Raw genomic sequence first — 24,011 nt, 5'->3', positions numbered from 1 at the left:
CCACCTTCACGTCGAGGCCGGAGGCGATGAGCAGCGATGCGAAGTAGTGGCGCAGGTCGTAAAACCGGAACCCCTCGGGCAGCCCTTCAATCTCGACGCGACCCGCCCGAGATTCGTTTCAATCGTGTACGGAGCGACGGAGCGTCCCCACCCCCCCGTGACGATAGTGTCCACTACCACTTGGTCGGATCGTGATTGAGCTGAAGGGGGTTCTCGCGGGATCGAAATTGGCGTTCGCGACATCTCTGTCTTCAGCGGTTCCGCCTGGTATTAAATCCGAGGCGTGATGATGCCGCGCATGAAGTCGACGACAACCACGCGCAGCGCTGCTACCTCTGCCACGCGTAGGCCCGCGAAAGCCGCCAAGAGAATCGCTGGCCGCAAGCTTTCCGGCATTGCGTCGTGGAGTGCCCACACCTGATCGGTGGTTGCCACGTAGGCCCGCTGCTTGCCAGCGCTAGGATACGTGCGCCGGCTAACTGGATCTTCGGCACCAACCCGTCGTGGACGGCGTCCGCGAAGATGTGTGACAGCCGTGCATGTGCCGCGTAGACCGTCGAATCCGCATACCACTCGGCCTTCAGTCTCGCTATTCAAGCGCGCATCTCTGAGGGGCGCAGATCGCCGAAGGCCTTGCTGCCGAACGCCGCGGTGATGTGCTTGAGGTGAGACCGCGCCTGCTTCACCGTCGATGGACGCTTGTTCTCGTACCCGCGCAGCCAAGTCACGCACCAGTTGCCACCGTCGTCTTGGCGGTCTTCGGGTCAACGTACATGCCTGTCACGACAGACGTCGTAACCTCATCGAGCCACCGCTGCCCGTCTACTTTCCGAGGAAAGTGCCGCGCGTGTTCTTCACCAGCAGCATCTCGGTACCGGACCCGCCAGCGCCCATCAGCCCTCTTCTTGATCCAGACGGCTGCTGGGAATGCCAATGAAACCTCCGAACCAACGCACCACCAGAAGACGCCGAGCTTTGGGCCTACCCCGTAGACCGGGAGCGAAACCGACGGAAGAAGCACTCTAGACGGACTCGCTTGAGCAGAATGTTCAACGATTCCGGCGACTTTGCGTGAAAAGCGCTATTCGACGCCCATCATGGGGTGTGCTGGTTGCACAGCGCATGAGTGTATCTAGTTCAAGAAGGCCTCCGCCCCCCACAGGTGGCGTCTTTGGTGCTTCCAGTGCCTCGATAGAGTTACCCCTGTGAAGCTTGATGAGAAGGAACCCGCCAAACTTTGGCTGCTGTTGGTGATCGGCTTCTTTGGCACCCTCGTCCTCATCGGGCTGCTCATCTACGTCTTCGCTGCATATTCCACAGGAAACGCCACGCCATGGACAGCGCCGACGCCACTGTCCCAAGATGAGCAATTTGGCATCATCAGGAACGCGGTCACGGCGGCGGCCGCTTTAGGCGTTGGAGTAACACTTCTGCTTTCCTACCGCAGACAACGCACCATGGAAGTTACTCAACGCATTAGTTCCGAAGCACAACGGACTGCAGCTGCGGCTCAAGTGACCTCCGCAGAGGCCCTCCAATTGGGCAACCAACAGCATCAATTGGAACTCCTGCGTCACCGAGACACTAGAGTTGCCGAACTCCGGTCGCGGTACACCGCAGCTGCCGAACAACTCGGGTCAAGCGCAATTGCTGTACGCCTAGCCGGTATTTACGCTTTGGCAACCTTAAGTGATGACTGGGGCCGCGAGAGATCCGAAACGGATCGTCAAACTTGCGTCGAAGTGCTCGCTGCATACTTCCGAATGTTGAGTGAAGAGGTAGCGTTGCGCAGTGACGGCGAGGACTCAAGCCACTCTTTGCGCCAAGCCGTTTGGCAGGTAGCTACAGCTCGCCTTGCGTACGGGCTCATCGATGAGACTCGGTGGACCGAAATGACGATCGATCTTAGTGAAGCAAATCTCAACGGCCGCACGTTGGACAGCCTCCTTCTCGATGCAGATCTGAATCTATACAGGTCCTTCGCTGACGGATATGACTTCTACATCACCGATTGCACTATCTCGTCGAGTGGTTTCTTGAACTTGGCCCACTCGCGATTTCGCTCGGTATCGTTTGTTAATTGTAGGTTCGAAGACGGCGAAATTAACCTTCTCAATATGAGCATTGATACTCGGCTTCTATTTAAGAACTGCGCATTCTTAGGAACATCACTAATTGTCACCAGTTCCAGCAAGGTGAATCTCGAGTTCCTCGGGTGTGAGTTTCTCAAGTTCCCCAAAAAACTGCCACCGTACAGCGGATTCTTGAAGATAAAGTTCATCGAATGCCAGATCAGCACAGCTTTGAAACGATGGCCTACTGACGAGGATTTCACGCATTGTATTGTTCGTGACTGCAATTTCTCTGAACCCGCGTTCGAGATCGTCACTCAGGAAGCTGCCCCGATGTGGCACCGCGACGGCAAACAGGAGTAGCCAATACCCCTCCGTCATCTCTCGAGTGTTCGAGCTCTACTACGGCGTCTAGCCACATCCGGCACCGCACCACCGACGACGGCGGCCCTCCCACCCGGGACGGCCGCCGTCGTCGTATCCGGCCCGTGTCGCTAGTGTCCTGCCTGTGTCGCTCGTGTCCGGCCCGTGTCGCCCGTGTCCTGCCCGTGCCGCTCGTGTCCTGCCGGTGTTGCGGCAGGAGGTCGGCCCGCGGACGTACAGTTGGCGTGGGGACTTGTTAGTACCCGTAGAAGTGCCGCTCGAAGACGCCCCTGCTGCGCCGGGTCATGCGGAGGTAGTCCTCCTCGAGGGCCGAGCCGCTGTCCGGCCCGTACCCGCACCACCGTGCCACCGCCTCGAGGTCCCGCCGCGACGACGGCAGGAGGTCGGAGCCGCGGCCGCTCCAGATGACGTTCGCCGCCCGGATGCGCGTGGCCAGATTCCAGCTCTCGCGGAGCAGGGCGACGTCGTCCACCGGGAGCAGTCCCTCCGCGGCGATGACGTCCAGGGCGGCGAGGGTGGACTGCACGCGCAGGCCCGGGATCGCCCGGGCATGCTGCAGCTGCAGCAGTTGCACGAGCCACTCGACGTCGCTCAGGGCGCCCCGGCCGAGCTTCAGGTGCCGGGACGGGTCCGCGCCGCGCGGGAGCCGCTCGGACTCCACGCGGGCCTTGATGCGGCGGATCTCCCGGACATCCGTCTCGCCGAGCTCCTCCGGGTACCGCACGGGGTCGATCACCTCGAGGAACTCGGCGGCCAGCCCGTCGTCGCCCGCGAGCGGACGAGCCCGCAACAGCGCCTGCGCCTCCCACACGAGCGACCAGCGCCGGTAGTACTCCCGGAAGGAGTCGATGGACCGCACCATCGCCCCCTGCTTGCCCTCGGGCCGCAGCGCCGCGTCGATCTCGAGGACGCGTTCCGCGAGCACGGGCGGTTTGCATGGCTGCGTGAGCAGCGCGGCCAGGCGTGCCACGATCGCCTCCGCCTGCTTCTGCGCCGCCGCCTCGTCCGCGCCCGGGAACGGGCGGTGGACGTAGATGACGTCGGCATCCGAGCCGTAGGTGATCTCGCGCCCGCCCTGGCGCCCCATCGCCATGACGACGACGTGCGTCAGCTGCTCCTCCTGCCCGAGCACCTGGTTCTCGGCGACGTGCAGGGCCCCGAGGATCGCGGCGCGGTCGGCATCGGCGAGGGCCTTGCCCACCTGGGCCTGGGACAGCAGGTGGGAGCTGTCGGCGATGGCGATGCGCAGCAGCTCCCGACGGCGGATGAGCCGGATCAGCCGGATGGCCTCCCCCGGCTCGGGGTGCCGGGACATCTTCGACTGGATCTCCTGCCACTGCGCGTCGAACGTGCCGGGCACCAGTGCCGCGTCGGAGCCGAGCCACTGCGTCGATTCGGGCGACACCTCCAGCAGGTCGGTGATGAACCGGCTGCTCGACAGGACGGCGCAGAGGCGCTCGGCGGCCGCGTTCGAATCGCGGAGCATCCCCAGGTACCAGTGGCTCTCCCCCAGCGACTCGCTGAGCCGGCGGAACCCCAGGAGACCTGCATCCGGATCGACGCCGTCGGCGAACCATGCCAGCAGGATGGGCAGGAGCTGCCGCTGCAGCATCGCGCGCCGCCGCAGCCCCCCGGTGAGGGCCTCGATGTGCCGCATGGCGCCGCGCGGGTCGAGATAGCCGAGGGCGGCGAGGCGGGCCTGCGCGGCCTCGGCCGTGAGCTGGACGTCCTCGGGCCGCAGCGTCGCGGCGTTGTTGAGCAGGGGCCGGTAGAAGATGGACTCGTGGAGCCGCCGGACGAGCTTCCGGGTGCGCTGCCACGTGTCGTTGAGGCTCTGCGGGCTCGGCCGTACCGTGACCATGCACCCCTGGGACGATCGGGCGAGGGCCCGCAGGGCGCTCTCGTCCTCCGGCATCAGGTGTGTGCGGCGCATCTGCACGAGCTGGATGCGGTGCTCGAGGACCCGCAGGTAGCGGTACGCGTCGTCGAGGTCGAGGGCGTCGGAGCGGCCGATGTACCCTGCGGAGCTGAGCGCGCCGATCGCCGTGACGGTGTCCCGGATGCGCAGCGACTCGTCCAGCCGGCCGTGCACGAGCTGCAGCAGCTGGACGGTGAACTCGACGTCGCGCAGTCCGCCCGGTCCGAGCTTGAGCTGCCGGGCCTCCTCCTCGCGCGGGATGTTGTCGGTGACGCGGCGCCGCATCGCCCGGACGGCCTCCACGAAGCCCTCGCGCTGCGACGACGCCCACACGAACGGGGCGATGGCCTCCTCGTACCGGCGGCCGAGTCCGGGGTCGCCGGCGGCGGCGCGGGCCTTCAGCAGCGCCTGGAACTCCCACGTCTTCGCCCAGCGCTCGTAGTAGGAGATGTGGGACTGCAGCGTGCGGACGAGCTGGCCGTCCTTGCCCTCGGGGCGGAGGTTCGCGTCGACCTCCCAGAGGGCAGGCTCCGCTCCGGTGGAGTACACACCGCGGGCCATGCCGGAGGCCAGGCCCGTCCCGATCCTCGTGACGCTCGTGTCGTCGAGGTCCTCCCCCTCCACCACGTAGACCACGTCGACGTCGGAGATGTAGTTGAGCTCGCGCGCGCCACACTTGCCCATGGCGATGACGGCCAGCCGGACGCGCGCGACGACGTCGGGCCCGTGCACCTGCCCCAGCTCGGCGCGGGCGACGGCGAGGGAGGCCTCGAGCGCGGCGGTGGCGAGGTCGGCCAGCTCGCGGGCGACGACGGGCAGGTAGTCCACCGGCGCGCAGTGGCCGAGGTCGCGGACCGCCAGATCCGTCAGGTGACGCCGGTAGGCCACGCGGAGCCTGCGGTAGGCGTCGGGGCCGGTGACGCCGGCCACGGGGTTGTCCTCCGACGGGTCGGCGTCGACCGAGAGCAGCAGCTCGGACCTGAGGTACTCCGGTGCGACGACGGCCGGCGTCGCGGGACCCGGCCGCACCACGTCGAGGTGCTCGGGGCGGCGCATGAGGAACTCGCCGAGCGCCTCCGACGCCCCGAGGAGCCGGAACAGCGACGCCCGCCGACCCTCGTCCGAGAACACGGCCAGCACGGCCTTCCGGCTGCCGGCCAGGAGGCGCACGAAGGACTGCAGCGCCAGACCGGGGTCGGCGGCCGCCGCGAGACCGGCGAAGAGGTCGTCGTCGTTCAGCCCCTGCAGTTCGGGCGCGTCCAGGAACCGCCGGCTCTTCTCGAGGTCCGTGAAGCCGTAACTGATCAGCTTGCGGTTGAGGCTCATCCCCCAACCCTAGCCATGTCGGCCCCGTCGTCCCCGGCTCTGGCAGGCACTACAGGATGTTCAGGTTCCTGCGCAGTTCGTACGGTGTCACCTGGATCCGGTAGTCGTGCCACTCGGCACGCTTGTTGCGCAGGAAGTTCTCGAAGACCTGCTCCCCGAGGATGTCCGCCACGAGCTCCGATTCCTCCATCACCCGGATGGCGTCGTGCAGGCTCGCGGGCAGGGGGTCGTGGCCCATGGCGCGGCGTTCGGCGGCCGTCAGGCTCCACACGTCGTCCTCCGCGGCCGGCGGGAGCTCGTAGCCCTCCTCGATCCCCTTGAGGCCGGCGCCGAGGAGCACGGAGTAGGCGAGGTAGGGGTTGCTCGCGGAGTCGATGCCGCGGTACTCGATGCGTGCGGACTGTCCCTTGTTGGGCTTGTAGAGCGGCACGCGCACCAGGGCGGAGCGGTTGTTGTGGCCCCAGGAGAGGTAGCTGGGCGCCTCGCCGCCGCCCCAGAGGCGCTTGAACGAGTTGACGAACTGGTTCGTGACGGCCGTGAACTCGGGCGCGTGACGCAGGATGCCGGCGATGAACTGGCGCGCGGTCTTCGACAGCTGGAACTCGGCCCCGGCCTCGAAGAACGCGTTCGTGTCCCCTTCGAAGAGGGAGAAGTGGGTGTGCATGCCGGAGCCTGGGTGCTCGGAGAACGGCTTGGGCATGAAGGTCGCGTAGCTGCCGGAGGTCAGGGCGACCTCCTTGATGATGGTGCGGAACGTCATGATGTTGTCCGCCGTCTGCAGCGCGTCCGCGTAGCGGAGGTCGATCTCGTTCTGCCCGGGCCCGGCCTCGTGGTGGCTGAACTCCACGGAGATGCCCACGGACTCCAGCATCGCCACGGCGGTCCTGCGGAAGTCCTGGGCCACGCCGCCGGGGACGTGGTCGAAGTAGCCGGCGTGGTCGACGGGCACGGGCTGGCCGTCCGCGCCCAGGTCGGCGGACTTGAGGAGGTAGAACTCGATCTCGGGATGCGTGTAGCAGGTGAAGCCCATGTCGGCGGCCTTCGCCAGGGTCTTCTTGAGGACGCCGCGCGGATCGGCGGTGGAGGGCCGGCCGTCGGGCGTCAGGATGTCGCAGAACATGCGCGAGGTCTGTTCCTTCTCCCCGCGCCACGGGAGGATCTGGAACGTCGACGGATCCGGCTGGGCCAGCATGTCCGACTCGTACACGCGGGCGAGCCCCTCGATGGAGGACCCGTCGAAGCCGAGCCCTTCGGCGAACGCGCCTTCCACCTCGGCCGGAGCGAGTGCCACGGATTTCAGGGAGCCGACGACGTCGGTGAACCACAGCCGCACGTAGCGGACGTCCCGCTCCTCGATGGTGCGCAGTACGAACTCCTGCTGCCGGTCCATGACCACCTCTTCCCGTTCCTCGTCGCCCGGCCGCCCGGTCAGGCGGTGGGCCGCGCCCGACGTCGTGCGCGTCCGGTGCCGCCGCTTCCGCGGCACGGGGCGCCCGGATGCGGACGCCTGCCGTGATCACTCTACTGACCCGCGGGAGAAGATCGGTGCGCCTGCACTCCTGGTCCGGCGTGCCGTGCCGTGCGCCGTGATGTGCGCCGTGATGTGCGCCGTCAGCAGGGGCGCCGGTGCGAGGTGCCGGTGCGGGGTGCCGTGCGGGGTGCCGTGCGACGCGGCAGGCCGCCGACGCCGTCCGATAGTCTCGTTGCATGACTTCCGCCGAACAGCCAGCACCCTACGGCGAGGGGGCGGGCGCCGCACCGGCTCCCACGGACGCGCCGGCCGACGCGAGACCGATCACCCGCATCCGCGTCCACCACCTGCAGCAGGCCAAGGAGCAGGGCACGCGCTTCGCGATGCTGACCGCGTACGACCAGTACGCGGCGCAGGTGTTCGACGAGGCCGGCATCGAGGTGCTCCTCGTCGGCGACTCGGCGGCGAACAACGTCCTCGGGCACGCCACCACCCTGCCCATCACGCTCGACGAGATGATCCTCTTCAGCCGTGCGGTGAGCCGGGCCGCGAAGCGGGCGCTCGTCGTCGCCGACCTGCCCTTCGGAAGCTACGAGGTGTCACCGCAGCAGGCCGTGGAATCGTCGGTGAGGCTCCTCAAGGAGGGCCTCGTGCATGCGGTGAAGATGGAGGGCGGGGCCGACTACGCGGACACCGTGCGCGCCCTCGTCCGCGCCGGGATCCCCGTCATGGCGCACATCGGGTTCACCCCGCAGAGCGAGCACGCGCTCGGCGGGTACCGGGTGCAGGGCCGCGGGGACGCGTCGCAGCGGATCGTCGACGACGCCGTGGCCCTCGCGGACGCCGGTGCGTTCTCCGTGCTCATGGAGATGGTCCCCGCCGCGACGGCCGCCGCGGTCGACGCCGCCGTCCCGGTGCCGACCATCGGCATCGGTGCCGGTCCGGCCACCACGGGGCAGGTCCTCGTCTGGCAGGACATGGCGGGCCTTCGCGGCGGACGGCAGGCGCGGTTCGTCAAGCAGTACGCCGACGTCCGGTCCGTCCTCGCCGACGCGGCCCGTGCCTATGCGGACGATGTCCGCGCAGGCACCTTCCCAGGGCCCGAACACACCTTCTAGGGTGTCCGTCCGCCGGGGCTAGTCGTCCTCCTTGTCCCAGGCGTCGTTGCGCTGCTGGACCTTCTCGAGTGCCTTCTCCGCCTCCTCGCGGGTGGCGTAGGGCCCGATCAGCTGCGACCAGTCGGACTGGCGGTCCTCCTCGACCTCGTGCGTCCGCACGTTGTACCAGTACTCCGTCATGGCGACCTCCTAGATCAGGGATGCGCGGCCTGTCAGCCGGGGATCAGGACGACACCTCGTCTCCGTCCCCCCGGGCCCGCTATAGGATCAAGGGTATGCCCCAGTCCTCCGCCACGGCCCCCGTCGGGACGCTGACACCCGGCACGGTCTCGCCCCGCCGCCCTGTTCCCCCGGGCATCGCCCGGCCCGAGTACGTGGGCCGCAAGGCCCCGGCGCCGTTCACCGGATCGGAGGTGAAGACGCCCGAGACCATCGAGAAGATCCGGGCGGCCGGCCGGATCGCCGCGCAGGCCATCGTGGAGGTGGGCCGCCATGCGACGCCCGGGGTCACCACCGACGAGCTCGACCGGATCGGCCACGAGTTCCTGCTCGACCACGGCGCGTACCCGTCGACGCTGGGCTACCGCGGCTTCCCCAAGTCGCTGTGCTCGTCCCTCAACGAGGTCATCTGCCACGGCATCCCGGACACCACGGTGGTCCAGGACGGGGACATCCTGAACATCGACATCACCGCCTACAAGGACGGGGTGCACGGCGACACGAACTACACGTTCTGCATCGGCGACGTCGACGAGGAGTCCCGCCTCCTCGTCGAGCGCACCCGGGAGTCGCTGAACCGGGCCATCCGCGCGGTGGCGCCCGGCCGGGAGATCAACGTCATCGGGCGCACCATCGAGTCCTACGCGAAGCGCTTCGGTTATGGTGTTGTCCGTGACTTCACCGGGCACGGCGTCGGAGAAGCGTTCCACACGGGCCTGATCATCCCGCACTACGACGCCGCCCCCGCCTACAACCGCGTCATCGAACCGGGCATGGTCTTCACCATCGAACCGATGCTGACGCTCGGCACCATCGACTGGACCATGTGGGCGGACGACTGGACCGTCGTCACGAAGGACCGGAAGAGGACAGCGCAGTTCGAGCACACACTCGTTGTCACCGACCGCGGTGCGGAGATCCTGACCCTGCCCTAGCGCAGCTCCGCCCGCGGACCCCGCCCGACGACTGCCCGCCTGCCCGATGACCGACCGATGACTGCCCGCAGTGCCCGTACCGCCCGCACGCCACCCGAACCCTGCCCCCTTCCGGCTCGCGCCGGCCCCACTTCGACGGAGAATCATGGCCAAGGACACCGACAAGAAGAAATCGAAGAAGCTCCCCGCAACAGTCATCGGTGTCGACATCGGTGGCACCGGCATCAAGGGCGGCATCGTCGACCTCGAGAAGGGTGTCATCGTCGGTGAGCGGTACCGCATCCCCACACCCCAGCCGGCCACACCGGAGGCGGTCGCCGACGTCGTCGCGCAGATCGTGGCCGAGCTGTCCTCCCGACCGGGCGGACCGGCCGCCGACGTCCCCGTCGGTGTCACGTTCCCGGCCATCATCCAGCACGGTGTCGCGCGGTCGGCGGCGAACGTGGACAAGAGCTGGGTGGACACCGACGTCGACGCCCTGTTCACGAAGGTCCTCGGCCGCGACGTGCACGTGATCAACGACGCCGACGCCGCCGGGCTCGCCGAGGTCCGCTACGGCGCGGGCAAGGGCAAGATGGGCACGGTGCTGGTCATCACCCTCGGGACGGGCATCGGCTCCGCGTTCATCTTCGACGGCAGGCTGGTCCCGAACGCGGAGCTCGGCCACCTGGAGATCGACGGGCACGACGCCGAGACGAAGGCGTCGGCCGTGGCGCGCGAACGCGACGGCATCGGCTGGGACGAGTACGCCGTGCGCCTGCAGCGCTACTTCTCGCACGTGGAGTTCCTCTTCTCCCCCGAGCTGTTCATCGTGGGCGGCGGCATCTCGAAGCGCAGCAGCGAGTACCTGCCCTTGCTCGAGCTGCGCACCCCGATCATCCCGGCGGAGCTCCGGAACCACGCGGGGATCGTCGGCGGGGCGCTGCAGGCGGCGCTGCTCTTCACGTCCAAGGCCTGAGCACGGGGACCTGACGACGGGTACCTGAACACAGGACCCGACGACGGGGACCCGGGCAGGAGCGCCCAGCCAGGGATCGATCCCGCACAGCAGGAAGCCCGGTACGGAGCCACTCCGTACCGGGCTTCCTGCGTCTGCTGCCGTCCTGCCGTCAGGGGCGGACGTGGAACCGGTGGTGGCGTCGGCTTCCCCTCCGCAGCCACCACCGGGGTCTCATGGGCGCTACCGCGCCGTCAGGGGCCGTTGCGCTCCGCTCGGGACGCGCTCGTTCTCCTGGGCCTGCTCCCGCAGGGTGTCGATGGCCGCCTCGAAGTCCTCGAGCGATTCGAAGCCCTGATAGACGCTGGCGAAGCGCAGGTAGGCGATCTGGTCGAGCTTCCGCAGCGGTCCGAGGATGGCGAGCCCCACCTCGTGGGCGTCGATCTCGGCGACACCGCTGGCACGGACGTTCTCCTCGACCTCCTGGGCCAGCAGCGCGAGGTCGTCCTCGGTGACCGGACGGCCCTGGCAGGCCTTCCGGACGCCGTTGATGATCTTTGAGCGGCTGAACGGCTCCCCCGCGCCCGAGCGCTTGATCACGCTCAGGCTCGTGGTCTCCACCGTGCTGAACCTGCGGCCGCACTCGGGGCACTGACGGCGTCTGCGGATCGCCGACCCGTCGTCGCCGAGACGGCTGTCCACCACGCGGGAGTCGGGGTTGCGGCAGTACGGGCAGTACATGCGCCCCCCTTCCTGCTCGGCAACCGTTACGCCCAGTCTAGAACTAGATGTGGTGAAAGAACAACACTGTAATTACCAGATGTTGTGTTCCGGCGGCCGAAAGAGCCGGTCAGGCGGTCTGACCTCCGAAGCGGGCCGAGACGGCCTCGCCGTGGGCGGGGAGATCCTCGGCGGCGGACAGGGCGAGGATCGAGGAGGACACGTCCGCCAGCGCGGCGCGGTCGTAGTCCACGAGCTGCACGGCGCGCAGGAACGTGGTGACGTTGAGGCCGGAGGCGAAGGACGCGGTGCCGCCGGTCGGCAGCACGTGGTTGGATCCGGCGCAGTAGTCACCGAGGCTCACAGGGCTGTACGCACCGACGAAGATGGCACCCGCGTTGCGGATCCGCGCCGCCACGGCGCCGGCGTCGGCCGTCTGGATCTCCAGGTGCTCCGCCGCGTAGGCGTCGCACACGGCGATGCCGTGGTCGATGTCCTCGACGAGGATCACCCCGGACTGCGGACCGGAGAGCGCCGTCCGCACGCGGTCGGCGTGGCGGGTGGCGGCGGCGCGTGGCTGCAGCGCCGCGACCACGGCGCGGGCGAGGTCCTCGGAGTCGGTCACGAGCACCGAGGCCGCCTGGGGGTCGTGCTCGGCCTGGCTCACGAGGTCGGCCGCCACGAGGTCGGCGTCGGCGGTCGCATCGGCCAGGACGGCGATCTCGGTGGTGCCGGCCTCGGAGTCGATCCCCACCTGACCGCGGACCAGGCGCTTGGCCGTCGCCACGAAGACGTTGCCCGGCCCGGTGATGACGGTCACAGGGTCGATCCCCGTGCCGGGCCCCGCGCTGTCGGGGACGCCGTGGGCGAGGGCCGCGACGGCCTGGGCACCGCCCATGGCGTACACCTCGGTGATGCCGAGCATGGAGGCCGCCGCGAGGATCACGGGGTGCGGCCAGCCGCCGAACTCTTTCTGCGGCGGGGACGCGAGGGCGATGGAGCGGACACCGGCGGCCTGCGCCGGGACCACGTTCATCACGACGGACGACGGGTAGACGGCGAGCCCACCGGGCACGTAGAGCCCGACGCGGTCCACGGCGATCCACTTGTGGGTGAGGCGGGCGCCGTCAGCGATGTCCACCTGCACGTCGGCGGGCACCTGCGCACGGGCGAAGATCCGGGCCCGCCGGATGGCCTCCTCGAGCGCGGCGCGCACGTCGCCGTCGAGTCCCGCCACGGCCGCAGCGATGACCTCGGCAGGGACGCGTGGGTGGTCCTGCTCCACGCCGTCGAACCGCCGGGCGAGGTCCCTCAGCGCCCCGAAGCCGCGGGTGCGGACGTCGTCGATGATGGCCTGGACGGCGGCCTCCGAGGACGACGCGCTGCCCTCGGCGCGCGGCATGGCCTCCCGCAGCTCACGGGGGGACAGCGCGCGGCCTCGCAGGTCGATGGTCCGGAAGCTGACGAAGGAGGAGGTCTCGGGCGCTGAAGTCACCCGGGAAGTCTACCGGGAGCCGCGCGGCCGCAGTGCGGGCACGGGGATTCCCGGGCGGCGAGGTCAGGTCCGGCGGCGGGCGAGCCCCACGAGGGCCGTGACGAAGATGATGATCGCCGCGACACCGGGCCAGATCGCCAGGGCGCCGTAGGACTGCAGCATGAAAAAGGAGCCGGGCACCCCGTCGCGTCCGTGGGGTCCGAAGAGGAAGGCGAGGCCCTCGCCGACGCCGAGGGCCAGCAGGGAGCCGAGGATCGATCCGCCCACGGCGGCCGCGATGCGCGGCACCATGCCCGGAAGGGTCAGCCGGAGCGCGACGACGGTGCCGACGGCGATCCCCGCGGCGAGTTCCAGCCCGGCGAGGGTGAGGTCCCGGAGCACCCAGTCCGCGGTGACCACCGGGTCGCCGAACAGGCGCCCGGTCGGAGCGAGGAGCCACCAGGCGGCGCCCAGGAAGGCGCCGAGCAGGATCGTGGAGCCGAGCCACCAGAGGACGCCGGCCGGGGGCACGGCCCGCCGGTCCTCGGCGACGGCGTAGACCGGCGGCGGATACTTGCTCGATCCGGTGTCCGGCTTCTGGCTGGCGCGCATGACTTCTACATTAACAAACCCTCCGGCGCCCGGGGACCGCGCCTAGGGTGGAAGGATCCGCGGCTGCGGCATCCGCCGCCGCTCCTTCCACCCACCCGCCCGCGATCCCGACCCCGCTGCTCATCCTGCTGCTCATCCTGCTGCTGCCGACACCTCCTGGAGGATTCCCGTGACCCACCCCAGCACCGCACCGGCGGGCCCGCTCCCGCCTCCCCCGCTGCACGGCGAGTCCTTCCGGGAGGTCTTCCGGCGCCATGCGGCGGGCGTCTCCATCCTCACGGTGACCTACGACGGCGTCCCCTTCGGCTTCACCGCCACCTCGGTGGCCTCGCTGTCCGCGGACCCTCCGCGCTTCACCTTCAACATGGCGAGGACGTCCTCCTCGTGGCCCGCGGTCGCGAACACGAACTACGTCGGCGTCCACATGCTCAGCACCGAGAACGAGGGGCTCGCCAACCGGTTCGCCCGGACGAAGGACCGGTTCACCGGCGACCACTGGGAGCCGGGCCCGGAGGGCGTGCCGATCCTGAAGGACGTGGCCGGCTGGCTCGTCGGCCGCATCAGCATGCGCCTGTCCTTCGAGAACAACGCCGTCGTCGTCGCCGAGGTGGTGGCGGGCAGCATCGGCCCCGACGGCGCACCCCTGCTCTATCACGGCGGCAGCTACGGGACACCGGCCGCCACCGACTACGTCATCTGACCGGCTGCGTCATCTCGCCCGGCCGGGTCATCGACCCGGCCGCGTCGTCGCAGCGCCCGGCCGGGTCATCCGACCCGGCCGCGCCGGGTCCCGTCAGGCGTCGAGGCAGGCAGGACCGAGCAGCACCTTCAGGTCGCCGAAGAGCCCCGGCGTCGGATTGACCCGCAGGTCGACGCCGAGCTTCATCACCTCGACCTTGCGCGAGCCGTTGAGCCGGATGAGCACCTCGCTGGTCCCGGGGTGGGTCCGCAGGACGTCGCCGAGCGCCGTGACCGCCGTCTCCGTGGCCTTGTGCTGCAGCATCGAGATGACCACGGGCCCCGAATGCCCCTCGCTGAGGTCGGGGACCGTCAGCTCCTGGGCGTTGAGCATCACGGCGCCGTCGTCCCTGCGCTGCAGGCGCCCGCGGACCACCACGATCAGGTCCTCCGCGAGCACCGCGGAGATGGGCCCGTAGACCTGGCCGAAGAACATGACCTCCATGGACCCTGAGAGGTCCTCGACCTCCGCCCGCGCGTAGGCGTTGCCGCTGTTCTTCGCGATCCGACGCTGCAGGGACGTGATCATGCCGGCGATCGTGACGATCGCGCCGTCCGCCGGACCCTCCTCGCTGATAATTGACGGGATGGACGAGTCGGCGTGCTGGCCGAGGATGCCCTCGAGCCCCTGCAGCGGGTGGTCCGAGACGTAGAGGCCGAGCATGTCGCGTTCGAAGGACAGCTTGTCCTTCTTGTCCCACTCGGGCAGGTCCGGCACCTCGACGGACAGGCCGCCCACGGAGCCGCCCGCGTCGTCGAACGCGCTGAAGAGGTCGAACTGGTTCGCCGCCTCGTTGCGCTTCAGCACGATCACGGAGTCCACGGCCTCCTCGTGGATCATCGCCAGCGCCCGCCGCGGATGCCGGAGGGAGTCGAACGCGCCGGCTTTGATGAGCGATTCGATGGTCCGCTTGTTGCAGACGACGGCGGGGACCTTCTGCAGGAAGTCGCTGAACGAGGTGAACGCGCCCTTCTCCTCGCGCGCACCCACCATGGCCCCGACGACGTTCGCGCCCACGTTGCGGATGGCGCCCATGCCGAAGCGGATGTCCTTGCCGACCGGGGTGAAGTTCACGCTGGACTCGTTGACGTCCGGCGGGAGCACCGTGATGCCCATGCGGCGGCACTCGTTGAGGTAGATGGCCAGCTTGTCCTTGTCGTCGCCGACGCTGGTGAGCAGGGCCGCCATGTACTCGGCGGGGTAGTGCGCCTTCAGGTACGCGGTCCAGTAGGACACGAGGCCGTAGGCGGCGGTGTGGGCCTTGTTGAACGCGTAGTCCGAGAAGGACTCCAGCACGGTCCACAGCTTGTCCATGGCGGCCTGGGAGTAGCCGTTGGCCTTCATGCCCGCGAAGAAGTCCGCCTGCTGCTTGTCCAGCTCCGACTTCTTCTTCTTGCCCATCGCACGGCGCAGCATGTCCGCCTGGCCGAGCGTGAAGTTCGCCAGCTTCTGCGCGGCGCTCATCACCTGCTCCTGGTAGACGATCAGCCCGTAGGTCCCGCCGAGGATCTCCTCGAGGGGTCCCTCGAGCTCCGGGTGGATCGGCTCGATGTCCTGCAGGCCGTTCTTGCGCAGGGCGTAGTTCGTGTGCGAGTTCACACCCATGGGACCCGGCCGGTACAGCGCGAGGACGGCGGAGATGTCCTCGAAGTTGTCGGGTCGCATGAGCTTCAGCAGTGATCGCATGGGCCCGCCGTCGAGCTGGAACACGCCGAGGGTGTCGCCGCGCGCCAGCAGCTCGTAGGACTCCCTGTCGTCGAGTTCGAGGGTCTCGAGGACGAGGTCGGTGTCCTTGTTGGCCTTGATGTTCTCGACGGCGTCCGTGATGATCGTCAGGTTCCGCAGGCCGAGGAAGTCCATCTTGATCAGGCCGAGGCCCTCGCAGGTGGGGTAGTCGAACTGCGTGATGATCTGGCCGTCCTGCTCGCGGCGCATGATCGGGATGATGTCGATCAGCGGGTCCGAGGACATGATGACGCCCGCCGCGTGCACGCCCCACTGGCGCTTCAGGCCCTCGAGGCCGAGGGCCGTCTCGAAGACCTTCTCGGAGTCCGCATCGGTCTTCAGGAGCTCGCGCAGCTCCTCGGCCTCCGAGTAGCGCTTGGCGTCCTTGTTGTGCACGTCCGCCAGGGCGAGGCCCTTGCCCATGACGTCCGGCGGCATGGCCTTTGTGAGCCGTTCCCCCGTGGAGAACGGGTAGCCCATGACGCGCGAGGAGTCCTTGAGGGCCTGCTTGGCCTTGATGGTGCCGTAGGTGACGATCATGGCCACGCGCTCGTCGCCGTACTTCTCCGTCACGTAGCGGATGACCTCGGCGCGGCGGCGATCATCGAAATCGACGTCGAAGTCGGGCATGGACACGCGCTCGGGGTTGAGGAAGCGCTCGAAGATCAGCCCGTGCTTGAGTGGGTCGAGGTCGGTGATGCGCATCGCGTACGCCACCATCGACCCGGCACCGGAACCGCGGCCGGGACCGACGCGGATGCCGTTGTTCTTGGCCCAGTTGATGAAGTCGGCGACGACGAGGAAGTAGCCGGGGAAGCCCATCTGCGTGATGACGCCGACCTCAAACTCCGCCTGCTTCCGCACGTCGTCGGGCACGCCGCCCGGGTACCGGTACTGCAGGCCCGTCTCGACCTCCTTCACGAACCAGGACTGCTCGTTCTCGCCCTCTGGGACCGGGAAGCGCGGCATGTAGTTCGCCTTGGTGTTGAACTCGACGTCGCACCGCTCGGCGATGAGCAGCGTGTTGTCGCAGGCCTCCGGGTAGTCGCGGAAGATGGCCCGCATCTCGGCGGGCGACTTGAGGTAGAACTCGTCGGCGTCGAACTTGAACCGCTTCGGATCGGCCAGGGTGGAGCCGGACTGCACGCAGAGCAGCGCCGCGTGGGCCTTGGAGTCCTCGGCGTGCGTGTAGTGCAGGTCGTTGGTGGCCACGAGCGGCAGGCCGAGCTCCTTCGCGAGCCGGATGAGGTCGGCCTTGACGTTGCGCTCGATGTCGAGGCCGTGGTCCATCAGCTCGCAGAAGTAGTTCTCCGCGCCGAAGATGTCGCGGAAGTCCGACGCCGCCTGCCGCGCCTCGTCGTAGAGGCCGAGCCGGAGCTTCGTCTGCACCTCACCGGATGGGCAGCCGGTCGTCGCGATCAGGCCCTTGCCGTAAGTCTGCAGGAGGTCACGGTCCATGCGGGGCTTGTACAGGTAGCCCTCGAGGGAGGCCAGCGAGGACATCCGGAAGAGGTTGTGCATGCCCTCGGTGGTCTCCGACCACAGCGTCATGTGGGTGTAGGCGCCGGCACCGGAGACGTCGTCACGCCCGCCGCCGCCCCACTGCACGCGCGTGCGGTCCCCGCGCGCGGTGCCCGGGGTGAGATAGGCCTCCACGCCGATGATCGGCTTGATCCCGGCGCTCCTGGCCTTGCTCCAGAAGTCGAAGGCACCGAACACGAAGCCGTGGTCCGTCGTCGCCAGGGCGTTCATCCCGAGTTCCTCGGTGTGGCTGAACAGGTCCGTCAGCCGGGCCGCGCCATCGAGCATCGAGTACTCGGTGTGGTTGTGGAGATGGACGAACGAGTCTGTCGATGCAGGAGTAGCCACCCGCCAAGTCTAGTGCTGCCCTGCCCCTCCGGCGGCCGCCGGGACCCCCGTCCGAGGTCGGACCGGCGTGTCGGGCGGACCCCCTCGGGCGGGTCGGACCGCACCGGTGCGGCGTGCCCGGCGTGTCGGGCGAGGCCGGCCGGACGGCTCAGACGAGGCCCCGGGAGAGCGCCGTGACCGCGTACGCCAGGTCCACCGGGTAGGGACTCGTGACGCTGACGGGCTCGTTCGTGCGCGGGTGCGCGAAGCCCAGGCGGTGGGCGTGGAGCCACTGCCGCGTGAGGCCGAGTTCCGCGGCGAGCCGGGGATCGGCTCCGTAGGTGAGGTCGCCGGCGCAGGGGTGGCGGAGCGCGGAGAAGTGCACGCGGATCTGGTGCGTCCTGCCGGTCTCGAGGTGCACCTCCACGAGGCTCGCCCGGCCGAAGGCCTCGAGCACCTCGTAGTGCGTCACGGAGTCCCGGCCGCCCTCCATGACCGCGAAGCGCCACTCGTGGTGGGGATGGCGGCCGATGGGTGCGTCGATGGTCCCCTTGAGCGGCTCGGGCAGCCCCTGCACCACCGCGTGGTAGACCTTGTCGACCGTGCGCTCCTTGAAGGCGCGCTTGAGGGCCGTGTAGGCGGGTTCGGTCTTGGCGACCACCATCGCCCCGGACGTCCCGACGTCGAGCCGGTGGACGATCCCCACGCGCTCCGGCGCACCGGAGGTCGAGATACGGTAGCCGGCGGCCGCGAGGGCGCCGACGACGGTCGGGCCGACCCAGCCCGGCGACGGGTGGGCGGCGACGCCCACGGGCTTGTCGACGACGACGAAGTCCTCGTCGTCGAGCAGGATCCCCATGCCGTCGACGGCCTCGGGGATGATGCGGTGCTTGTCCCCGGGGTCCGGGACGTCGACGTCGAGGACGTCCCCGGCGTGCACGCGGTCCGACTTGGCGAGGGGCGCGCCGTCGCGCAGCACCCGCCCGTCGGCGCACCACTGGGCCACCGCCGAACGGGAGACGTCGAGCAGCCGGGCGAGGGCGGCGTCGACGCGGCTCCCGGACCCGGCGTCGGGGATCGCGATCCGCTGGTGCTCAGCGGTCATCGTCGCCCCGCTCCCCACCTGTGGGACGTGCGTCGTCTCCCGGCGCGTCGGCCGGCTCGTCGGTGCCACGCGTGCCGTCCATGCCGATGCCGCGCAGGGTCAGGATGCAGATGAGCACCACCCCGCTCACGACGGCGGAGTCGGCGATGTTGAAGATGGCGAAGTTCGGCAGGGCGATGAAGTCCACCACGTGGCCCTGCCCGAAGGACGGTTCCCGGAAGAGCCGGTCGGTGAGGTTGCCGAGGGCGCCGCCGAGGACGAGGCCGAGGGCCACGGCCCAGCCCCACGACGCGATTTTCCGGACCTGGAGCACGATGGCGACGGCGACCACGACCATCACGATCGTGAACACCCACGTGTAGTCGGTGCCGATGGAGAACGCGGCGCCGGGGTTGCGGATGAAGCGCCAGTGCAGCAGGGGTGGCAGGACCGGCGTGATCTGTCCCTCGCTCATCGTCGCGACGACCCACCACTTGGTGAGCTGGTCGAGGATGTAGGCGACGAGGGTGCACAGCAGCATGACCGCGCCGTACTGCACGGGGATCCTCCGGGCGTGGGCAGGGTCCCCTGCGGTGGCGGGATCGGGTGGCTGGTGCTCGTTCACGGTGCGTCCAAGGTCTACTCGCTGGTGTGTCCACCACGGTACGCGGTGGCTGGAACGGCGGAAGGGCCGGCCGCCGGGGATCACGCCCCGGCAACCGGCCCTTCCGCCGGCCCGACACGCGGTCGGGCCGGGCGTCCTGCTAGGAGGCCGTGGCGTCGGTCGCGAGCGAGCCGCGGGCGTCCAGGTCGCGGAGCTGACCCTCGATGTACGCCTTCAGGCGGGCACGGTAGTCGCTCTCGAAGCCGCGCAGCTGCTCCACCTTGCGCTCGAGCACGGTCTTCTGCTCCTCGAGGTCGCCGAGGGTCTTGCGGCTCTTCTCCTGGGCGTCGTTGACGAGGCCGCTGGCCTCGATCTGCGCCTCGGCGATGATCTTGTCGCGCTGTTCGACACCGGCGTTGACGTACTCGTCGTGCAGGCGCTGGGCCATCGCGAGGACGCCGGCCGCGGACTCGGCGGAGGAACCGGCGGCGGGGGCGGCGGGAGCCGGGGTGGGCTCCTCGACGTCGGCGACGGCCTCGGCTGCCTTCACGGAGGACGTGTCGCCCGTGACCTTCTCGGTGTGGGCGCTGGCGGAGACCGGGGCGGGGACGGTGACCTGCGAGGCGTCCGGTGACGTCTCGGAGGTGGCGTCGGACGACGTGTCGGTCGCGTCGCCGGAGAGCCGGCGGCGCAGGTCCTCGTTCTCCGAGTGCAGGCGGCGGAGTTCGACGACGATCTCGTCGAGGAAGTCGTCCACCTCGTCCTGGTCGTAGCCCTCGCGGAACTTCGTCGGCTGGAACCTCTTGTTGACAACGTCTTCTGGCGTCAAAGCCATCTGGTCACCTCATACTGATAGAAGCCTCCCACCGGGAGGCGGGCATGGCTGCGGTACCGAATTGCGGACATGAACACGGGACTCACGTCGATCTGTGAATCAGCGTATATCTTCTGGAACTGCATCACGAAACGGACTCGGACGCTAGGTTGCGAGCCCTGCCGACACGGACATCAGGATCAGCACCACGATGAAGAGCACCAGGAATGCGAGGTCGAGCTGCACCCCGCCCAGGCGGAGCGGGGGGATCAGCCGGCGGAGCGCCTTGATGGGCGGGTCCGTCGCGGAGTACACGCCGGAGGCGACCACGAGGGCGAGTTTCTGGGGACGCCAGTCACGCGCGAAGCCCTGCACGGCGTCGTAGATGATCCGCAGGATCAGGGCGAGCTGGAACAGCATCAGTACCAGGTAGATCAGGGCGAATACCAAACTCACGGAGACGTTCCAGTCCTTCGGGCCATCGGAGGGTCCGCTGCGACCGTGGTGGCCGCGTCGGTCAGCTCTGGTTGAAGAAGCTGGTCTGTGCTTCGCTTGCCTTCAGGTCCTCGCCGAGGACTTCAATATACGACGGCGACAGCAGGAACACCTTATTGGTGACCCGTTCGATGCTGCCGTGCAGGCCGAAGACGAGGCCCGCCGAGAAGTCGACGAGCCGCTTGGCGTCGGATTCGCCCATGTCCGTGACGTTCATGATCACCGGGATGCCGTCGCGGAAGCTCTCACCGATGAGCTTGGCATCGTTGTACGAGCGCGGGTGGATGGTGGTGATCTGGCGCAGCGCCGCGGAGTCCTCACGCGACGACGGGGCCCGCTTGATGGGCGTCACGGGTGCGCGGTACTCCTCGGCCGGAGCGACCCGGGTGGCCGCCGGGGCGGGCTCGAGGTGGCGTTCGTCGCGGTCGTAATCCACTGAGTAGTCCTCGTTCCTGCTGTGCGCGCTCTTCGTTTCGGGCTCGTAGTGCTCATCACCATCGGCGAGCCCAAGGTAGATCATCGTCTTGCGCAGTGCGCCAGCCATGGTGACTCCTGTTCTGAATGAGTGGATTGGTGGGGTCGGACGGCGTGCCGGGGGCGCCACGCCCGGCGGCACAGCGTGCCGCCGTTCTAGCTTCAGACGCTACCCCACGGCCGGACGGGGACCGAGCACATCAGAGCCGATCCTCAGGTGTGTCGCGCCCGCCGCGACGGCCGCCTCGAGGTCCCCGCTCATGCCGGCGGAGACGGCCGCTGCGGACGGCTCGACGGAGCGGATCGTTCCGCTGATCCGCAGGAGCAGGGCGAACGCTGCCGCGGGGTCCGCCCCGAGCGGAGCCACGCCCATGACGCCGGCGAGGCGGAGTCCCGGTGTGGCCGTGACGGCGCGCGCCAGGTCGCCTGCCTCAGCCGGGAGTGCCCCGCCCCGGCCTGCCGGCCGGGTTCCGCTGGTGGCCCCTGCCGTGGACCCGACGGCGGACGCCGGCCGGTCTCCGGGCTCGCCTCCGGTCTCGCCTCCGGTCTCGTCGGCGGTGTCGAGTGCGAACTGGAGGAAGCAGTCGAGGTCGGGGCGCCCCGGCAGTCCTGCTGCATCCCGCCGGGCCTGCTCGGCGGTCATCGCCTTCCCGAGGGCGCCGACCAGCGCGGCGCGGTCCACCGAGTGGATGCTGTGCGCGTAGCGGACCACCGATCTCGCCTTGTTGGTCTGCGCCTGCCCGATGAAGTGCCAGCGCAGCGCGAGGTCCCCGAGCTCCGCGGCCTTCGCCGCGGCCTCCTGGTCGCGGTTCTCCCCCACGTCGGTCACCCCGAGGTCCGCGAGGATCCGTACGTCGGACGCCGGGAAGTACTTCGTGACCACGATCAGGTCCGGCTCGCTCCGGCCCGCGGAGGCCGCGGCGATGCGGGCGCGGACGGCCTCGAGGCGCGCCTCGAGCTCGCGGGCACGGGCGGTGCGTCCGGGTCCCCCGGTCCCTCCGGCCGGTCCGGTCCCGTCGTCGTGCATCACGTGCGCCACACCAGGCCGGCGATGCGGCCGGTGCCCGGCTCGCGGCGATGGGAGAACAGGGCGGTGTTCTCGAGCGTGCACGCGGGGCCGTTCCCGGTGACCCGTCCGACGACGACCCCGGCGTCCTCGAGCTGGCGGCGGACCGCGGCCGGCAGGTCGAGGGCCGGGGTGCCCGTACGGGTCCGCGCCGCGGCCTCGGGGAGGACGCCGGCCAGGGCGCGCATCATGTCCTCGGGGACCTCGTAGCAGGAGCCGCAGACCGACGGACCGATCCATGCTGTGAGATCCCGTGCGCCGGCCTGCACGAGTGAGCGCACGGCGTTCGCGACGATCCCGTTGCCGACGCCGGCACGGCCGGCATGCACGACGGCCGTCGCGCCCGTGCCGCCCTCGGCGATGGAGGCATCCGCGAGGACGACGGGCACGCAGTCGGCCACCAGGACCGCGAGAGGCTGGAGACCTGTCCGGGAGACCATGCCGTCGGCGTCGGGGACCCAGGGGGCGACGCCGGCGTCGACGTCCCCGTGGACGCGACCGGACCCGCCGACTGCACCGCCGCGGGCGGGGCCGTCCTCCAGCACCGCGACGCGGTCGGAGTGGGTCTGGCTCATGAAACGGAGGGATCCCCCGGCCACGCCCATCGAGGCCTCGAGCGCTCGGCGGTTCGCCCGCACGCCCTCCGCGTCGTCGCCGACGTGGAGTGCGAGGTTACCCGCCGCGGCGCTCGTGAAGGCGACGCGGAGCCCCGGACGGACCTCGGCGCTCCAGTGGAACGGGGAGGCCAGTCCGGGCTGCGCGGGTGAGTGCACCGACTACTTCAGGAAGTCGGGTACGTCGAGGTCGTCGGAGCGGCCTGCGGACAGGTCGGGCTCCACGATCGCCGGGAGGTCGACGTCGAAGCCCGAGTCGGCGGGTACGGCCTGGACGTTCTGCGCGCGCTGCTGCGACCAGGCGCCGAGGCCCGCCGTGGCGGGGACGCGCTGGTGGTCACCGCCGACGCTCGGCGCGACGGCCGGCCGGGACGCGGGGGCGGCTGCGGCGGCCGGCTGCGAGGTGGCGTCGACCTGGTCGAAGCCGGCGGCGATGACCGTCACGCGGGCCTCGTCGCCGAGTGCGTCGTCGATCACGGCACCGAAGATGATGTTCGCCTCGGGGTGCGCGACCTCCTGGACCAGGCGGGCGGCCTCGTTGATCTCGAACAGGCCGAGGTCGGAGCCACCCTGGATCGACAGCAGGACGCCGTGCGCGCCGTCGATGGAGGCCTCGAGGAGCGGCGACGCGATGGCCAGTTCCGCTGCCTTGACGGCACGGTCCTCGCCGCGTGCGGAGCCGATGCCCATGAGCGCCGAACCCGCGCCCTGCATCACGGACTTGACGTCGGCGAAGTCGAGGTTGATCAGACCCGGCGTGGTGATGAGGTCGGTGATGCCCTGGACACCGGAGAGCAGCACCTGGTCGGCCGAGCGGAACGCGTCCAGCATGGAGACGTTCCGGTCGCTGATGGACAGCAGGCGGTCGTTCGGGATGACGATGAGCGTGTCGACCTCCTCGCGGAGGGTGTCGATGCCGCTCTCGGCCTGGTTCGACCGGCGGCGCCCCTCGAACGTGAAGGGGCGGGTGACGACGCCGATGGTCAGGGCGCCGAGCGAACGCGCGATGCGCGCGACCACGGGTGCGCCACCGGTCCCGGTGCCGCCGCCTTCTCCGGCGGTCACGAAGACCATGTCCGCTCCCCGCAGGACCTCCTCGATCTCCTCCGAGTGGTCCTCGGCGGCGCGCCGGCCCACCTCCGGGTCCGCTCCTGCGCCGAGGCCGCGGGTGAGTTCGCGCCCGACGTCGAGCTTGACGTCCGCGTCACTCATCAGCAGCGCCTGGGCGTCCGTGTTGATGGCGATGAACTCCACGCCGCGGAGCCCGACCTCGATCATCCGGTTGACGGCGTTCACGCCGCCGCCGCCGATGCCGACGACCTTGATGACGGCCAAGTAATTCTGAGGTGCTGCCACGTCCTG

The 24,011-nt window shown here is 69.3% G+C and carries 20 protein-coding genes; 5 read left to right on the top strand and 15 right to left on the bottom strand.

What is annotated here, in order from left to right; translation table 11 throughout:
* The first annotated feature begins 1,205 nt into the window (after window positions 1-1,205).
* A complete protein-coding gene (locus V6S67_RS06655) occupies window positions 1,206-2,435 on the top strand; it encodes a hypothetical protein (protein ID WP_334209487.1) in 1,230 nt (409 codons plus the stop codon).
* 256 nt (window positions 2,436-2,691) lie between these two features.
* Here the strand turns inward: V6S67_RS06655 and V6S67_RS06650 are convergent, their stop codons facing one another.
* Window positions 2,692-5,700 carry a bifunctional [glutamine synthetase] adenylyltransferase/[glutamine synthetase]-adenylyl-L-tyrosine phosphorylase gene (locus V6S67_RS06650; RefSeq protein WP_334209486.1) on the bottom strand — a complete coding sequence of 1,003 codons (3,009 nt, stop codon included), beginning with the start codon at window positions 5,698-5,700 and terminating at the stop codon, window positions 2,692-2,694.
* Window positions 5,701-5,749: 49 nt separating this feature from the next.
* Entirely contained in the window at window positions 5,750-7,090 is a 1,341-nt protein-coding gene (gene glnA / locus V6S67_RS06645; RefSeq protein ID WP_334211548.1) for a type I glutamate--ammonia ligase, read from the bottom strand.
* A gap of 317 nt (window positions 7,091-7,407) precedes the next feature.
* Here glnA and panB point away from each other — a divergent pair, with 317 nt between their 5' ends.
* Window positions 7,408-8,289: a 3-methyl-2-oxobutanoate hydroxymethyltransferase gene (gene panB / locus V6S67_RS06640; protein ID WP_334209485.1), complete on the top strand. Its 882-nt coding sequence runs from the start codon at window positions 7,408-7,410 to the stop codon at window positions 8,287-8,289.
* Between the two features lie 18 nt (window positions 8,290-8,307).
* Here panB and V6S67_RS06635 read toward each other — a convergent pair whose 3' ends face one another.
* Window positions 8,308-8,469 (bottom strand): SPOR domain-containing protein, encoded by a 162-nt coding sequence (locus V6S67_RS06635; protein ID WP_334209484.1) that lies wholly within the window; start codon window positions 8,467-8,469, stop codon window positions 8,308-8,310.
* A 95-nt stretch (window positions 8,470-8,564) separates the two neighbouring features.
* Between V6S67_RS06635 and map the strand changes: the two genes are divergently transcribed.
* On the top strand, window positions 8,565-9,443 hold the full coding sequence (map, locus tag V6S67_RS06630) for a type I methionyl aminopeptidase (protein WP_334209483.1): 879 nt from the start codon (window positions 8,565-8,567) through the stop codon (window positions 9,441-9,443).
* Window positions 9,444-9,588: 145 nt separating this feature from the next.
* Complete coding sequence (ppgK, locus tag V6S67_RS06625; RefSeq protein ID WP_334209482.1) at window positions 9,589-10,401, top strand: polyphosphate--glucose phosphotransferase; 813 nt, start codon at window positions 9,589-9,591, stop codon at window positions 10,399-10,401.
* A gap of 222 nt (window positions 10,402-10,623) precedes the next feature.
* On the opposite strand, the gene nrdR is transcribed toward ppgK, so the two are convergent.
* From nrdR to V6S67_RS06610, 3 genes are all read right to left on the bottom strand, one after another.
* Window positions 10,624-11,121 carry a transcriptional regulator NrdR gene (nrdR, locus tag V6S67_RS06620; RefSeq protein WP_104049785.1) on the bottom strand — a complete coding sequence of 166 codons (498 nt, stop codon included), beginning with the start codon at window positions 11,119-11,121 and terminating at the stop codon, window positions 10,624-10,626.
* Window positions 11,122-11,230: 109 nt separating this feature from the next.
* On the bottom strand, window positions 11,231-12,595 hold the full coding sequence (gene hisD, locus V6S67_RS06615) for a histidinol dehydrogenase (protein ID WP_334209481.1): 1,365 nt from the start codon (window positions 12,593-12,595) through the stop codon (window positions 11,231-11,233).
* Between the two features lie 63 nt (window positions 12,596-12,658).
* Complete coding sequence (locus V6S67_RS06610; protein ID WP_334209480.1) at window positions 12,659-13,186, bottom strand: hypothetical protein; 528 nt, start codon at window positions 13,184-13,186, stop codon at window positions 12,659-12,661.
* Between the two features lie 169 nt (window positions 13,187-13,355).
* On the opposite strand from V6S67_RS06610, the gene V6S67_RS06605 reads away from it, so the two are divergent.
* Window positions 13,356-13,886 carry a flavin reductase family protein gene (locus V6S67_RS06605; RefSeq protein ID WP_334209479.1) on the top strand — a complete coding sequence of 177 codons (531 nt, stop codon included), beginning with the start codon at window positions 13,356-13,358 and terminating at the stop codon, window positions 13,884-13,886.
* Window positions 13,887-13,979: 93 nt separating this feature from the next.
* On the opposite strand, the gene dnaE is transcribed toward V6S67_RS06605, so the two are convergent.
* From dnaE to ftsZ, 9 genes are all read right to left on the bottom strand, one after another.
* Complete coding sequence (gene dnaE / locus V6S67_RS06600; protein ID WP_334209478.1) at window positions 13,980-17,519, bottom strand: DNA polymerase III subunit alpha; 3,540 nt, start codon at window positions 17,517-17,519, stop codon at window positions 13,980-13,982.
* 148 nt (window positions 17,520-17,667) lie between these two features.
* Window positions 17,668-18,603: an RluA family pseudouridine synthase gene (locus V6S67_RS06595; RefSeq protein WP_334209477.1), complete on the bottom strand. Its 936-nt coding sequence runs from the start codon at window positions 18,601-18,603 to the stop codon at window positions 17,668-17,670.
* Window positions 18,593-19,147 carry a signal peptidase II gene (gene lspA, locus V6S67_RS06590; RefSeq protein ID WP_442884858.1) on the bottom strand — a complete coding sequence of 185 codons (555 nt, stop codon included), beginning with the start codon at window positions 19,145-19,147 and terminating at the stop codon, window positions 18,593-18,595. Before lspA ends, V6S67_RS06595 begins: the two co-directional genes overlap by 11 nt.
* A 199-nt stretch (window positions 19,148-19,346) precedes the next feature.
* Entirely contained in the window at window positions 19,347-20,021 is a 675-nt protein-coding gene (locus V6S67_RS06585) for a DivIVA domain-containing protein (RefSeq protein ID WP_334209476.1), read from the bottom strand.
* 144 nt (window positions 20,022-20,165) lie between these two features.
* On the bottom strand, window positions 20,166-20,456 hold the full coding sequence (locus V6S67_RS06580; protein WP_334209475.1) for a YggT family protein: 291 nt from the start codon (window positions 20,454-20,456) through the stop codon (window positions 20,166-20,168).
* A gap of 61 nt (window positions 20,457-20,517) precedes the next feature.
* A complete protein-coding gene (locus tag V6S67_RS06575; RefSeq protein WP_334209474.1) occupies window positions 20,518-21,039 on the bottom strand; it encodes a cell division protein SepF in 522 nt (173 codons plus the stop codon).
* A 99-nt stretch (window positions 21,040-21,138) separates the two neighbouring features.
* On the bottom strand, window positions 21,139-21,996 hold the full coding sequence (locus tag V6S67_RS06570; RefSeq protein ID WP_334211546.1) for a YggS family pyridoxal phosphate enzyme: 858 nt from the start codon (window positions 21,994-21,996) through the stop codon (window positions 21,139-21,141).
* Window positions 21,996-22,808, bottom strand: a complete 813-nt coding sequence (locus V6S67_RS06565; protein WP_334209473.1) for a polyphenol oxidase family protein — start codon at window positions 22,806-22,808, stop codon at window positions 21,996-21,998. Before V6S67_RS06565 ends, V6S67_RS06570 begins: the two co-directional genes overlap by 1 nt.
* Before the next feature lie 3 nt (window positions 22,809-22,811).
* A complete protein-coding gene (gene ftsZ, locus V6S67_RS06560) occupies window positions 22,812-24,005 on the bottom strand; it encodes a cell division protein FtsZ (protein WP_104049777.1) in 1,194 nt (397 codons plus the stop codon).
* Between the last annotated feature and the right edge of the window lie 6 nt (window positions 24,006-24,011).

Origin of the sequence: Arthrobacter sp. Soc17.1.1.1, assembly GCF_036867195.1 — a bacterium.
Taxonomy (GTDB): Bacteria; Actinomycetota; Actinomycetes; order Actinomycetales; family Micrococcaceae; genus Arthrobacter_D.
This window is presented reverse-complemented; position numbering and strand designations above follow the sequence as displayed.

Coding starts and splice junctions, on each gene's coding strand:
- V6S67_RS06650 (WP_334209486.1), bottom strand. CDS start 5,700: ATGAGCCTCAACCGCAAGCTGATCAGTTACGGCTTCACGGACCTCGAG.
- V6S67_RS06610 (WP_334209480.1), bottom strand. CDS start 13,186: ATGCGCGCCAGCCAGAAGCCGGACACCGGATCGAGCAAGTATCCGCCG.
- V6S67_RS06595 (WP_334209477.1), bottom strand. CDS start 18,603: ATGACCGCTGAGCACCAGCGGATCGCGATCCCCGACGCCGGGTCCGGG.
- glnA (WP_334211548.1), bottom strand. CDS start 7,090: ATGGACCGGCAGCAGGAGTTCGTACTGCGCACCATCGAGGAGCGGGAC.
- panB (WP_334209485.1), top strand. CDS start 7,408: ATGACTTCCGCCGAACAGCCAGCACCCTACGGCGAGGGGGCGGGCGCC.
- ppgK (WP_334209482.1), top strand. CDS start 9,589: ATGGCCAAGGACACCGACAAGAAGAAATCGAAGAAGCTCCCCGCAACA.
- V6S67_RS06570 (WP_334211546.1), bottom strand. CDS start 21,996: ATGCACGACGACGGGACCGGACCGGCCGGAGGGACCGGGGGACCCGGA.
- V6S67_RS06575 (WP_334209474.1), bottom strand. CDS start 21,039: ATGGCTGGCGCACTGCGCAAGACGATGATCTACCTTGGGCTCGCCGAT.
- V6S67_RS06585 (WP_334209476.1), bottom strand. CDS start 20,021: ATGGCTTTGACGCCAGAAGACGTTGTCAACAAGAGGTTCCAGCCGACG.
- V6S67_RS06635 (WP_334209484.1), bottom strand. CDS start 8,469: ATGACGGAGTACTGGTACAACGTGCGGACGCACGAGGTCGAGGAGGAC.
- map (WP_334209483.1), top strand. CDS start 8,565: ATGCCCCAGTCCTCCGCCACGGCCCCCGTCGGGACGCTGACACCCGGC.
- nrdR (WP_104049785.1), bottom strand. CDS start 11,121: ATGTACTGCCCGTACTGCCGCAACCCCGACTCCCGCGTGGTGGACAGC.